Raw genomic sequence first — 12,678 nt, 5'->3', positions numbered from 1 at the left:
GCAATTAAGTTAGTAAGAATTTTACTATTCTAAAAGTGCGGTGTTTATTTCTTCAGAGACAATATATCTTTTTTCTTCTTTCTTAGAACGTATTAATATTTCGCCAAGAAAGCCTGCTAAGAACAACTGTGTTCCTATCACCATGGCTATCAGTGAAATATAAAATTGTGGTCGGTCTGTTATCAATCTTCCAAACTTGTTTATGAATAATTTATCTATACCTAAATAGATAGCAAATCCGAATCCGATTAAGAACATTAAAACGCCCAAAGCGCCGAATAAGTGCATAGGTCGTTTACCAAATCTAGATACGAACCAAATGGTCAGTAAATCTAGAAAGCCATTTATGAAACGTTCCATTCCGAATTTTGTTTTACCGTATTTACGAGCTTGATGTTGAACTACCTTTTCTCCAATTTTAGAAAAACCAGCATTTTTGGCAAGTACAGGAATATATCTATGCATTTCGCCAGATACTTCAATGTTCTTTACAACATCATGGGCATATGCTTTTAGACCACAATTAAAATCATGCAATCTAACACCAGATGTTCTTCTAGCTGCCCAATTGAACAATTTTGAAGGCGTGTTTTTAAAGACAATAGAATCGTACCTTTTCTTTTTCCAGCCAGATACCAATTCGTAGCCTTCATTGGTTATCATATTATATAACTCTGGAATTTCTTCTGGGTTATCTTGTAAATCGGCATCCATGGTAATGATAACATCACCACTTACAGCTTTAAATCCGGCATGTAGTGCTTGTGATTTACCGAAGTTGCGTAAAAAATGAATTCCCTTAACAGCAGGGTTTTTCTCAGATAATGCGGTGATAATCTTCCAAGAGGCATCAGTGCTGCCGTCATCAACAAACAAAATTTCATAAGAAAAATGATTGGCTTGCATCACAGATACAATCCAATCATGAAGTTCTTTAAGTGAATCTTCTTCGTTAAGTAAAGGAATTACTATAGATAATTGCATGCGCGACTTCTGGTATTGTCTCCAAAAATACTACAATTACTTAGCATTAATAAGCGGCTTCTTCTTTTTTCAGAATTAATCCTGTAATTAAGCTTATGATTAAAGCAATAAGAACATTAATTATCAAACCTACTGGGTACATAATCCAAGCTAGTCCTTTTTGCATTTCAATGCCTTGATCAATTTGTTCTTCCGTAAGACTAGGGTTGTCTTTCATTGCTTTTATTTTACCTATTTCATAAACTTTATCTAAATAGTCAGGTTCTATAAGGTTAGATTGTATGAAAAACCACAATAAACCAACAATTCCTGCAATTAGCGCTACACCTGCGCCAACTTTTAGGGCTTCAGATATGGTTAGTAATCCGCCGCCAGCTTTCTTAAATTGGAGAATTGCCAAAACAATTCCGGCAGCTAATATTACTATTTGAATAATCTGTACAGAAGTTACTTGCTCGTAATGCATGTCCATTATAAAAAGCATAACAGCAAATACAACACCTACAAGCCCTGTAAGTAAGCCATAATTCATTGCATATTTTCCAGTTTTAGGTTCGTTTTCTTCCATGATATATAGTGATTATAGGTTGTTTTGTATATTAGTACTGCAATTATATATATTGTTACAAATGTGGTTAAATTTAATTTTAATATTTTTTTTGATTTCTAATTGTCCATTTGTATAATTTCACTATTTTTGCAGCCTTAAAATGAGTGCCCGTCGGAATGGGTGCGTTAAAGTTTTTATAATGAAAAAAGATTTACACCCAGAAAATTATAGGATAGTGGCCTTTAAGGACATGTCTAACGAGGAAGTATTTTTAACAAAATCAACAGCTGATACTAAAGAGACTTTAGAGGTTGAAGGTGTTGAGTATCCATTGGTAAAATTGGAAATTTCAAGAACTTCTCACCCTTTTTACACTGGTAAAGCAAAATTCTTGGATACAGCTGGTCGTATCGACAAGTTCAAGAACAAATACAAGAAATTTGTGAAAGAAGAGAAAAAAGAAGAAGAATAGTTTTTTTATTCTTTGTTTTAAATATAACGCCTTCGAAATTTTCGAAGGCGTTTCTTTTGCGTTTAACTTTTAAATAAAGGAAGTTGTCTATTATATATAGATGCTCTACGGATATTTGTTAATTTTGAAAAAAATCATCTAGTATGAACTTTATTCTTTTTGATGGTCCTCGTAGGGATCATCTTTTGCCCTTCACTTTTACTCGTCCTGTTTCAGAAATTAGAGTGGGTATTATGACCTTGAAAGAGCGTTGGGAAGCATTTTTAAAAGTTTCGGTAACATCTTTGACTGAGGACTATTTAAGTGTGAAATACCCTGTTAGTTTAGAAGAATCTAATGTTTTTATAGATGCTTCGGTATTACCATCTAACGAGTTGCTGAAAGCAGTTAAAGCTTTGCGGTCGGGCGAAAGGTTAATGTCGGGCGAATTGATAATTGCTTATTTAGCTGCAGTTTCTAAAAGTGCAGATGAATTAAGTGAATTTGATGTAGTTGAGTTTAAAGGTGGTCTTGTTCAAATAAATAACACCTGGGATATTTTCGATAAAAACGCAGATATCTTACAGTCCGATTTTGATTTCATTACAAAAGGTCGAAAAAGTCAGCCCATATCAAGTACCAACCAATTAATTCACCCAGAACGTATATTTCTTGAAGAAGGTGCAAAGGTTGAGTTTAGTATTCTAAATGCTACTGACGGACCTATTTATTTAGGTAAAAATTCTGAAATCTGGGAAGGAAGTCTAATACGTGGTGGCTTGGCACTTTGTAACAATGCTATTATAAAAATGGGAGGTAAGCTCTATGGAGCAACTACTATTGGTCCGTATAGTAAAGTGTGTGGGGAAGTTAGTAATTCGGTTATTTTTGGATACTCAAGTAAAGGTCATGAAGGATATTTAGGCAATGCTGTATTAGGAGAATGGTGTAATATAGGAGCAGATTCAAATAACTCCAATCTTAAAAATAACTATGCAAAAGTCCGTTTGTGGAATTATGCCACAGAGAGTTTTGAACAAACCGGATTACAATTTTGTGGATTAATGATGGGTGATCATAGTAAGACCGCTATTAATACCATGTTTAATACGGGTACTGTAATTGGGGTAAATTCAAACATCTATGTTCCTGGGTTTCCTAGAAATTTTGTTCCCAGTTTTAGCTGGGGCGGAGCATCTGGGTTTACGGCGTATCAACCTGCAAAAGCATTTGATGCGGCTAAAGTAATGATGGCAAGAAGAGGGGTGGAGTTTGATGAAATTGAAGCCAATATTTTAACCCATGTATTTGAAGTAACAAAAAAATGGAGAAAGTACTAAGTATTTAGAATTGAAATTCAACTACTTAGCTTGATACAACTAGTTGAAGTTAAGTATTTTTACACGCTCAAAGAGATTATTAGATGAAGAAGAAAGTGGCATTTTACACTTTAGGATGTAAGTTGAACTTTTCAGAAACATCTACCATAGCCCGAAGCTTTGCAGACGAGGGGTTCGATAGGGTAGATTTTTCAGAAAAAGCAGATATGTATGTTATAAATACATGTTCTGTAACCGATAATGCTGATAAAAAATTTAAGACTATAGTTAAGAAAGCACAGAAGATAAATCCCGATGCTTTTGTTGCGGCTGTAGGTTGCTATGCTCAATTAAAACCAGAAGAACTTGCTGATGTAGATGGCGTAGATTTGGTTTTAGGAGCTACAGAGAAATTCAAGATTACCGACTATATAAACGATTTAACCAAAAATGATCATGGTAAGGTTCATTCTTGTGAAATAGCAGATGCCGATTTTTATGTAGGTAGTTATGCTATTGGAGATAGAACTAGGGCATTCTTAAAGGTTCAAGATGGTTGTGATTATAAATGCACGTATTGTACAATACCTTTAGCACGTGGTATTTCTCGAAGCGATACTTTAGAAAATGTTTTAAAGAATGCAGCTGATATATCTGAACAAGGTATTAAGGAAATTGTTCTAACGGGAGTAAATATTGGGGATTACGGTAAAGGGGAGTTCGGTAATAAAAAGCATGAGCATACTTTTTTGGATCTTGTTACAGCTTTAGATGATGTAGATGGTATTCATCGTTTACGAATTTCATCAATTGAGCCTAATCTTTTAAAGAATGAAACCATTGAGTTTGTTTCTCAAAGTAAAACTTTTGTGCCTCATTTTCATATTCCCTTGCAGAGTGGTAGTGATGACCTGCTTAAGTTAATGAAGCGTCGTTATATGACGAATCTTTATAGAGAACGTGTAGCGAAGATTAGGGAAGTAATGCCGAATTGCTGTGTTGGGGTTGATGTAATAGTTGGTTTCCCTGGTGAGACCGAAGAGCATTTTTTAGAAACGTATCACTTTTTGAATGATTTAGATATTTCTTATTTACACGTTTTTACGTATTCGGAAAGAGATAATACACCAGCTGCTACAATGGGTGGAGTGGTGCCTAATAAAGTAAGGAGTAAAAGGAGTAAAATGTTACGCGGATTGTCTGTAAAGAAGAGACGAGCGTTCTATGAGAGTCAGTTGGGCAATAATTTAACTGTGTTGTTTGAGGGTGAGAATAAAGAAGGATATATTCACGGGTTCACTGAGAACTACGTGAAAGTAAAATCACCTTGGAATCCTGAACTGGTAAATACTTTGCATAAAGTGAAGTTGACCGAAATTGATAAGGACGGTCTAGTTCGGTTTAATTTTGTAAACGAAAAAGTAGAAGCATAAAAAAAAGCCTTTCATTTGAAAGGCTTTTTAATTTATTAGATGCGAATACCAATAGGTAACATTTCTTTGTATTGTCTTCTGTTCTTTCGAAGAAACCCTGCTATATGAGGGCTAGTTGGAACAACTCTAAGATTTCTATCTTGAATAATACTTAAAACAGCTTTTATGAAGTTTTCTCTAAAATCTTCATCTGTAATTTCCTCAGGAACAACTAGCTTGGTAAGAAATATCTTTCTTTCTTGAGAAGAATATTCAATTCTGGCAAGATGACCATCTACAGTAGTTTCAAATTGTCGCAGAAAAGAATTGTCATTAATGATAACATCGTTCATATAGAAAATTTTAGTTTTGTTGTTAGACAAAAAAATTACGATGTTCTCATATCGTAATTTATCATTAGGGAATGCTGTATAAAATATAACATATCAAATTGTATATGTTTTTCACATTCTCTTACAAAAGTAGTTAAAAAATACTTAATTTCCTAGTTTTTACTACGCTTCGTGACTATGACAGATAATGTAATTCATGTGTATTGTATGCCTGGTATGGCAGCAAGTCCTGCTATTTTTGAGTATATAAAATTACCCAAAGAAAGCTTTGAACTTCATTTTTTAGAATGGAGTGTTCCTGTAAGGGGTATTTCATTTGTTGATTATGCAAAAAACATGTGTAGTAAAATACAACATGAAAATGTGGTATTGTTAGGAGTTTCGTTAGGCGGACTCTTGGTCCAAGAAATGTCTAAATATATAGAGGTAAGAAAAGTGGTAATTGTGTCTAGTGTAAAAACTAGATATGAATTGCCAAAACGTATGATTTTTGCGAGGTATACAAGTGTGCATAAACTGCTGCCTACTGGTTTGGTTAATAATGTAGAATTATTAGCTAAATATGCATTTGGCGAAAGTGTAACGAAACGTCTTTCGTTGTATGAAAAGTATTTATCCGTTAGAGATAAAAGCTATATAGATTGGAGTATACATGAGCTAGTAAATTGGAAACAAGAGGTGCCGTGTGAGAAATTGGTGCATATACATGGTGAGAAGGATCCTGTGTTTCCAATTGAAAATTGTGGTAATTGTATTCATGTGCCCAATGGAACCCATACCATGATAATACATAGAGCAAAGTGGTTTAACGAGAACTTGCCAACAATTATTTTGGAATAAGATAGTTCTATATATACCTTTGATAGCGTAAAGTGTTGGTAGAAATAATTTAAAATATAAAATTCATGAAAACTATTAAGAATATATTAATGTTATTAGGTGTTGTGTTCGTTGCGGGTACGTTGATATTTGCTGTGGGAAACACTGAAGGTATAGTAAATAATGATAGGGTAGTTGCGAATGATAGTGTTCAGAAAAACGTTTCTAAATCATATAAGATTTCATCTATAGAGATACCTGCTGATTTGAATTTTGCAGGAGAAATTGTTCCTCAAGCAGATCCAGAAATTATGGAGCGTATAGATCGCGAATTTTTGGTGAATACCTATTGGCAGTCAAACGCAGTATTACTTATTAAAAGAGCTAATAAGTTTTTTCCTGTAATAGAGCCAATTTTAGCTAAAAACGGAATTCCTGATGATTTTAAATATTTAGCTGTAGCGGAAAGCGGATTGACGAATGTAGTTTCGCCAGCAGGAGCAACTGGTTTTTGGCAGATAATGAGAGAAACAGGTAGAGAATATGGCTTAGAGGTGAACTCAAATGTTGATGAGCGTTATCATTTAGAAAAGTCGACAGAGGTTGCTTGTAAGTATTTGAACAGATGGAAAGACAAATATGGTAGTTGGGCATTAACTGCAGCTGCTTATAACGCAGGACCAGGGGCAATTAATAAGTACATGGGTATTCAACAAGTCGATAACTATTGGGATTTATTGCTTGGTAGTGAAACAGGTAGGTATGTATTTAGAATTATGGCTATCAAAGAAATCCTTTCAAATCCAGAAAAGTATGGTTTTCATATCGAGAAAGAAGATATGTACGAAGCGGTACCGACATTTACTGTTGAGATAGATAAGCCAGTAAGCGACTTTGCTGATTTTGCACAGGAGTACGAGATTAACTATAAAATATTAAAGCGCCACAATCCATGGTTGAGAGAGGCGCATTTAAATAATAATTCTCGTAAGAAGTATACTGTAGAAATTCCTAATAAAGGATATTATAGAGAAACTAAATAAGATTAGATTTTCTTCATTTGTTGTTGCATCATTTTAATTTGATCCGTCAACATATTGTTTTTGTCTAATTTCTTAGCTTCGTTAAGTAACATAGTAGCTTCTCTCTTGCGACGTTTTTGCATAGATATACCTGCTAGGCTCAATTTAGCCATAGCAACATCATAATCCATTGTTAAGCCAAGTTTTAATGCTTTTTTAAAGTATTTTTCAGCTTGGGTTAAATTAGTTTGAGAAAATATAATACCATGTAGGTAATTATAGTAGCCTTGTTGTTTAACTGTTAGTGCCCCTTCAGGATTTTTAATTTTATCTAACCAATTCTTTGTTCCAGTTAAATCTTGCTTACGCATTCTTAAAAAAGCCAAAAGAATAATTTCATTTCTAAAATAAAGAAAGATAAAAATTAAGGATAGTAGGATTAGAAATATGCCATTTCCTATGTTGCCTTCTATAAATTGGTATACAGAAAAAGCAATTATAAGTCCTGCAATGATTAATTTTAAATTTTTATTGAACATATTTTAAGTTTTTGTTTGTCGATGATTGTTTGATTGTAATTTTGAAATTAATCGTAACCCTATTAAAATAAAGCGATTTCGGCGCTAAATTCCGATTCGGGCAAAATTAATCAAAAGCTTCGTTTTGTGACGTACGGATTTATAAAAATATTTTTTTCATATCACTTGTTAAAGAAAAAACTCTTTGTATATTTGCGCCCAGTTTCACAGAGAAATCTGAATAATTCAATTTAAATAGAAAAGGTTTAAGAGATGCCCGGACAAAAAAGAACATATCAGCCGTCAAAAAGAAAGAGAAAGAACAAACATGGTTTTCGTGAGCGTATGGCTTCCGTAAATGGTAGAAAGGTTCTTGCAAGAAGAAGAGCAAAAGGAAGAAAGAAATTGACTGTTTCCTCTGAAACTAGACATAAGAAATAATGATTGTATAGTTTTTATAATATATAGGTGTTACTTTTCCGAAAGTAGCACCTTTTTTTTGTCCAATTCCCAAAAATACTCAACTCAAAAATGCCAAAAAGAAAAGATTTAAACTCAATTTTATTAATAGGATCAGGTCCTATTGTAATCGGTCAAGCATGTGAATTTGATTATGCAGGTAGTCAATCTTTACGTTCGTTACGTGAAGATGGTATTGAAACTATTTTGATAAATAGTAACCCTGCTACTATAATGACAGATCCTTCAATGGCGGATCATGTTTATTTGAAACCATTAACTACGAAATCTATAGTAGAGATTTTAAAAGAACACCCTCAGATAGATGCAGTTTTACCAACCATGGGAGGTCAGACAGCGTTGAATCTTTGTATAGAAGCTGATAAAAAAGGAATTTGGGAAGATTTTGGTGTAGAATTAATAGGTGTTGATATTGATGCTATTAATATTACCGAAGATAGAGAGCAGTTTAGAGAACTAATGCTGAAGATAGGTGTAGGCATGGCGCCACAGGCTACGGCGACCTCTTTCTTAAAGGGTAAAGAAATCGCTCAAGAGTTCGGTTTTCCGTTAGTAATACGTGCTTCATATACACTTGGTGGGGCAGGAGCATCGATAGTTTATAAACCAGAAGATTTTGACGAGCAATTAAGTTACGGTTTAGAGATTTCTCCTATTCATGAGGTAATGATCGATAAAGCCCTGATTGGGTGGAAAGAATATGAATTAGAACTTTTAAGGGATAAAAATGACAACGTAGTTATCATATGCGCTATAGAAAATATGGATCCCATGGGTATACATACCGGAGATTCTATAACTGTAGCGCCTGCAATGACATTGTCTGATAGAACATATCAGAAAATGCGTGATATGGCTATACATATGATGCGTAGTATAGGAGACTTTGAAGGTGGATGTAACGTTCAGTTTGCTGTTAGTCCTGATGAGAAGGAAGACATAATAGCAATTGAAATTAATCCAAGAGTATCAAGATCTTCTGCTTTAGCTTCTAAAGCAACCGGGTATCCTATTGCAAAAGTGGCAACTAAATTGGCGATAGGCTATACTTTGGACGAATTAGATAATCAGATTACAAAATCAACATCGGCTTTATTTGAGCCAACATTAGATTATGTGATCGTAAAAATACCACGTTGGAATTTCGATAAATTTGAAGGGTCTGACCGTACTTTAGGTTTGCAGATGAAATCTGTAGGAGAAGTTATGGGTATTGGTCGCTCGTTTCAAGAAGCATTGCACAAAGCAACTCAATCTTTAGAGATTAAACGAAATGGGTTAGGTGCTGATGGTAAAGGTTATAAAGATTATGATCAAATAATAAGTAAACTGACTATACCTAGTTGGGATCGAGTTTTTGTAATTTATGATGCAATACAATTGGGCATTCCGCTAAGTCGTATTCATGAGATTACTAAAATCGATATGTGGTTCTTAAAGCAGTATGAGGAATTGTATTCTTTAGAAAAAGAAATTACAAAATATACGATTGCGACCCTGTCAAAAGATTTACTGTTAGAAGCAAAACAAAAAGGATTTGCGGACAGACAGATAGCGCACATGTTAGATTGTTATGAAAGTGAAGTGTATAACAAGCGTACAGAGCTTAATATTAATAGGGTGTATAAGCTTGTAGATACCTGTGCTGCAGAGTTTAAGGCAATGACTCCATATTACTATTCTACTTTTGAAGCAGAAATAGAAAAGCCAGACGGTACACGTTACGTAGAAAACGATAGTATAGTTTCTGATAAAAAGAAAATTGTAGTACTTGGGTCGGGTCCTAACCGAATCGGTCAAGGTATAGAATTTGACTACTGCTGTGTTCACGGAGTTTTAGCTGCGGCGGAGTGCGGATATGAAACTATAATGATAAATTGTAACCCAGAAACGGTTTCAACAGATTTTGATACAGCAGATAAACTTTACTTTGAACCAGTTTTTTGGGAACATATTTATGATATCATTCGTCATGAAAAACCTGAAGGAGTAATAGTTCAATTAGGTGGACAAACGGCATTAAAATTAGCGGAGAAGTTATCTAAATATGGTATAAAGATTATAGGAACAAGTTTTGATGCCTTAGATTTAGCAGAAGATAGAGGTAGGTTCTCAGAAATGCTATTAGAGAATGATATTCCTTTTCCAAAATACGGTATTGCAGAAACTGCAGATGAAGCTTCTGAGTTAGCAGATACTTTAGATTTTCCATTACTAGTTAGACCTTCATATGTTTTAGGTGGGCAAGGAATGAAAATTGTAATTAATAAGGAAGAACTAGAAGAGCATGTAGTTAATCTTCTTAGAAAAATACCAAATAACAAATTACTTTTAGATCATTACTTAGACGGTGCTATAGAAGCTGAAGCAGATGCTATTTGCGATGGTGAAGATGTGTATATCATTGGTATCATGGAGCATATAGAACCTTGTGGAATTCACTCAGGAGATTCAAATGCAACATTGCCGCCATTTAATCTTGGTGAATTGGTAATGCAGCAAATTAAAGACCACACTAAGAAAATTGCGTTAGCTTTAAATACAGTGGGTCTTATTAATATTCAATTTGCAATAAAGGACGAGGTAGTTTACATTATCGAAGCTAACCCAAGAGCATCTCGTACAGTGCCTTTTATAGCGAAAGCTTATAAGGAGCCTTATGTAAATTATGCTACTAAAGTCATGTTAGGCGAGAAGAAAGTAAAAGATTTTAACTTCAATCCGCAATTAGAAGGCTTTGCAATTAAGCAACCGGTATTCTCTTTCAACAAATTCCCTAATGTAAATAAGAATTTGGGTCCTGAAATGAAGAGTACAGGTGAAAGTATCTTATTCATTGATAGTCTAAAAGACGATGAATTTTACAACCTTTACGCAAGACGTAAAATGTACTTAAGTAAATAGTCTTATTATTAGACTTATAATATAGTAGAGGGGGAACTTTGATTTTTAAAGTTTCCCCTCTGCATATAATCTTCTAATCTCTTTCTTGTCAAATTTACCAACGCTTGTTTTTGGTACTTCATCGATAATAACATAATTATCAGGTATTTGGTAACTAGCAAAATCTTTGGATAAAAATTCTTTCAATTCTTCAGTTGATACATGTTTATTCTTATCTGCTAAAACTAATGTTGCCAAAGGTCTTTCAGACCATTTTTCATCAGGTATTGCAATTACAGCAGCTTCTCTAATATTTGCATGCGACATCAGTGCTAGTTCAAGTGCAACGCTAGAAATCCATTCACCGCCACTTTTTATTAAATCTTTCGTGCGATCCGTAATTTCCATGTAACCATTTGCATCAATTGTGCTGACATCACCTGTTCTAAACCACCCGTCATCAGTAAAGTTATCGCGGCTATTGGTTTTAAAATAAGACTTTATAACCCAAGCTCCTTTAACCTGTAATTCTCCCATAGTTTTTCCATCGCGAGGAGCTACTTTTCCGTCATCACCAATTATTCGCATTTCAATTCCTGGAAATTCAATTCCTTGTTTTGCACGTACTTTAATTTGTTCTTTATAGCTCAGGCTATCATGTTTTCTTTGTAGTCTACTAGCTGTTCCAAGCGGTGAGGTTTCTGTCATGCCCCATGCTTGAACTCCTCTAATACCGAAATCTTTTTCAAAATTTTCAATTAGACTTCCGGATAAAGCTGAGCCACCAACTAAATACTCTTCTAAGGCAAGTTTTGTTTTCGGCGGATTTTTTTTCATTTCTTCATACACGCCTCTCCATATAGAAGGTACTCCGTTTGCTTTGTTGATATTTTCACTTTCAAGAATTCTAATAATGGCATCTGGTCGCAAGTGTAATGAGGGCATAACCATGTCTGATCCTGTTAACAGGCACATATAAGGAAAACCCCATGCCATAACATGAAATTGAGGCACAACTAGTAAAATTATATCGTTATTACTATAGTTGCCCGCATTTGGCGATAGAATAGTCATAGCGTGTAAGTACGTTGATCTATGGCTATATAAAACTCCTTTTGGCATACCTGTAGTGCCACTTGTGTAGCACATGCCGCTTGCATCATTTTCATTTATAGCAGGCCAATCTATAGTTTCTAGTTGTTCTCCAATTAAATCTTCATACTGTATGGTATTAGCTAGGGTAGTGGTAAAACCTTTTGGGGCATTTATGATTATATATTTTTCTACAGTCTCTAGTTTAGGGGCTATTTTTTCTAAAAGAGGAACTAAGCTGGCGTCAACAAAAATTACTTTGTCTTCAGAGTGGTTAATTATAAACTCTGTTTGCTGCGATGATAATCTTATATTGATGGTATGGCAAACAGCACCTATACCTGGTATTCCGTAATATAGTTCTACATGTTGATAATGGTTCCAAGCAAATGTACCAACCATATCACCTTTAGTAATTCCTAATTTATTTTTTAAGGCATTAGCAAGCTGACAACAACGCTTATATAATTTTCCGTAGGTGTATTCATGTCTACTCCCATCAGGTAAGTATGAAATCAATTTTTTATCAGGAAAAGCGCTATTCGCATAATTTAAAATGGTATTTGTGGTAAGTGGGTAATCCATTATTAATCCATTCATAAAAACATACTTTTAAGTTCAAATAATTGATTGACCCTTAAATTTAATCAAATAATAATAAGAAATCATCACAATTTTAACATATGGCTTTACTAATAAATGTAGATACCTCATAATCTGGATCATCCCTTTTTAAGGTTAAAAAATTATTTTATCAGATAATTCAATTTTGTCCTTTATAGCTAATCTTGTTTT

General features: G+C 34.1%; 12 protein-coding genes. 7 read left to right on the top strand and 5 right to left on the bottom strand.

Features of this window, described 5'->3' with window-relative positions; translation table 11 throughout:
• Window positions 1–24: 24 nt before the first annotated feature.
• Together BUC31_RS13300 and BUC31_RS13295 are read right to left on the bottom strand one after the other, a co-directional pair.
• On the bottom strand, window positions 25–984 hold the full coding sequence (locus BUC31_RS13300) for a glycosyltransferase family 2 protein (RefSeq protein WP_073244931.1): 960 nt from the start codon (window positions 982–984) through the stop codon (window positions 25–27).
• A 46-nt stretch (window positions 985–1,030) separates the two neighbouring features.
• Window positions 1,031–1,552 (bottom strand): DUF4199 domain-containing protein, encoded by a 522-nt coding sequence (locus BUC31_RS13295; protein WP_073244929.1) that lies wholly within the window; start codon window positions 1,550–1,552, stop codon window positions 1,031–1,033.
• Between the two features lie 181 nt (window positions 1,553–1,733).
• On the opposite strand from BUC31_RS13295, the gene BUC31_RS13290 reads away from it, so the two are divergent.
• The 3 genes from BUC31_RS13290 (at window position 1,734) to mtaB (ending at window position 4,737) form a co-directional block, all read left to right on the top strand.
• Window positions 1,734–2,006, top strand: a complete 273-nt coding sequence (locus BUC31_RS13290) for a type B 50S ribosomal protein L31 (protein WP_073244927.1) — start codon at window positions 1,734–1,736, stop codon at window positions 2,004–2,006.
• 143 nt (window positions 2,007–2,149) lie between these two features.
• Window positions 2,150–3,325, top strand: coding sequence for a GlmU family protein (locus BUC31_RS13285; RefSeq protein WP_073244925.1), 1,176 nt, complete (start codon window positions 2,150–2,152; stop codon window positions 3,323–3,325).
• A gap of 83 nt (window positions 3,326–3,408) precedes the next feature.
• Window positions 3,409–4,737, top strand: coding sequence for a tRNA (N(6)-L-threonylcarbamoyladenosine(37)-C(2))-methylthiotransferase MtaB (gene mtaB, locus BUC31_RS13280; protein ID WP_073244923.1), 1,329 nt, complete (start codon window positions 3,409–3,411; stop codon window positions 4,735–4,737).
• A gap of 35 nt (window positions 4,738–4,772) precedes the next feature.
• Here mtaB and BUC31_RS13275 read toward each other — a convergent pair whose 3' ends face one another.
• Window positions 4,773–5,069, bottom strand: coding sequence for a GNAT family N-acetyltransferase (locus tag BUC31_RS13275; protein WP_073244921.1), 297 nt, complete (start codon window positions 5,067–5,069; stop codon window positions 4,773–4,775).
• 177 nt (window positions 5,070–5,246) lie between these two features.
• On the opposite strand from BUC31_RS13275, the gene BUC31_RS13270 reads away from it, so the two are divergent.
• Together BUC31_RS13270 and BUC31_RS13265 are read left to right on the top strand one after the other, a co-directional pair.
• Window positions 5,247–5,909 (top strand): alpha/beta hydrolase, encoded by a 663-nt coding sequence (locus tag BUC31_RS13270; protein ID WP_073244919.1) that lies wholly within the window; start codon window positions 5,247–5,249, stop codon window positions 5,907–5,909.
• A 65-nt stretch (window positions 5,910–5,974) separates the two neighbouring features.
• Window positions 5,975–6,931 carry a lytic transglycosylase domain-containing protein gene (locus tag BUC31_RS13265; protein WP_073244917.1) on the top strand — a complete coding sequence of 319 codons (957 nt, stop codon included), beginning with the start codon at window positions 5,975–5,977 and terminating at the stop codon, window positions 6,929–6,931.
• 2 nt (window positions 6,932–6,933) lie between these two features.
• On the opposite strand, the gene BUC31_RS13260 is transcribed toward BUC31_RS13265, so the two are convergent.
• Complete coding sequence (locus tag BUC31_RS13260) at window positions 6,934–7,449, bottom strand: hypothetical protein (RefSeq protein ID WP_073244915.1); 516 nt, start codon at window positions 7,447–7,449, stop codon at window positions 6,934–6,936.
• A gap of 252 nt (window positions 7,450–7,701) precedes the next feature.
• Between BUC31_RS13260 and rpmH the strand changes: the two genes are divergently transcribed.
• Window positions 7,702–7,869 carry a 50S ribosomal protein L34 gene (gene rpmH / locus BUC31_RS13255; RefSeq protein WP_027067351.1) on the top strand — a complete coding sequence of 56 codons (168 nt, stop codon included), beginning with the start codon at window positions 7,702–7,704 and terminating at the stop codon, window positions 7,867–7,869.
• A gap of 90 nt (window positions 7,870–7,959) precedes the next feature.
• Window positions 7,960–10,812 (top strand): carbamoyl-phosphate synthase large subunit, encoded by a 2,853-nt coding sequence (gene carB, locus BUC31_RS13250; protein ID WP_073244913.1) that lies wholly within the window; start codon window positions 7,960–7,962, stop codon window positions 10,810–10,812.
• A gap of 45 nt (window positions 10,813–10,857) precedes the next feature.
• Here the strand turns inward: carB and BUC31_RS13245 are convergent, their stop codons facing one another.
• Window positions 10,858–12,483 carry a long-chain fatty acid--CoA ligase gene (locus BUC31_RS13245; RefSeq protein WP_073244911.1) on the bottom strand — a complete coding sequence of 542 codons (1,626 nt, stop codon included), beginning with the start codon at window positions 12,481–12,483 and terminating at the stop codon, window positions 10,858–10,860.
• Window positions 12,484–12,678: the final 195 nt, after the last annotated feature.

This window comes from Maribacter aquivivus (assembly GCF_900142175.1).
Classification (GTDB): Bacteria; Bacteroidota; Bacteroidia; order Flavobacteriales; family Flavobacteriaceae; genus Maribacter; species Maribacter aquivivus.
This window is presented reverse-complemented; position numbering and strand designations above follow the sequence as displayed.

Bases quoted from the DNA above. Each gene is read 5' to 3' on its own strand.
- mtaB (WP_073244923.1), top strand. From the start codon at position 3,409: ATGAAGAAGAAAGTGGCATTTTACACTTTAGGATGTAAGTTGAACTTT.
- BUC31_RS13290 (WP_073244927.1), top strand. From the start codon at position 1,734: ATGAAAAAAGATTTACACCCAGAAAATTATAGGATAGTGGCCTTTAAG.
- BUC31_RS13275 (WP_073244921.1), bottom strand. From the start codon at position 5,069: ATGAACGATGTTATCATTAATGACAATTCTTTTCTGCGACAATTTGAA.
- carB (WP_073244913.1), top strand. From the start codon at position 7,960: ATGCCAAAAAGAAAAGATTTAAACTCAATTTTATTAATAGGATCAGGT.
- BUC31_RS13295 (WP_073244929.1), bottom strand. From the start codon at position 1,552: ATGGAAGAAAACGAACCTAAAACTGGAAAATATGCAATGAATTATGGC.
- BUC31_RS13270 (WP_073244919.1), top strand. From the start codon at position 5,247: ATGACAGATAATGTAATTCATGTGTATTGTATGCCTGGTATGGCAGCA.
- BUC31_RS13300 (WP_073244931.1), bottom strand. From the start codon at position 984: ATGCAATTATCTATAGTAATTCCTTTACTTAACGAAGAAGATTCACTT.
- rpmH (WP_027067351.1), top strand. From the start codon at position 7,702: ATGCCCGGACAAAAAAGAACATATCAGCCGTCAAAAAGAAAGAGAAAG.
- BUC31_RS13260 (WP_073244915.1), bottom strand. From the start codon at position 7,449: ATGTTCAATAAAAATTTAAAATTAATCATTGCAGGACTTATAATTGCT.
- BUC31_RS13265 (WP_073244917.1), top strand. From the start codon at position 5,975: ATGAAAACTATTAAGAATATATTAATGTTATTAGGTGTTGTGTTCGTT.
- BUC31_RS13285 (WP_073244925.1), top strand. From the start codon at position 2,150: ATGAACTTTATTCTTTTTGATGGTCCTCGTAGGGATCATCTTTTGCCC.
- BUC31_RS13245 (WP_073244911.1), bottom strand. From the start codon at position 12,483: ATGAATGGATTAATAATGGATTACCCACTTACCACAAATACCATTTTA.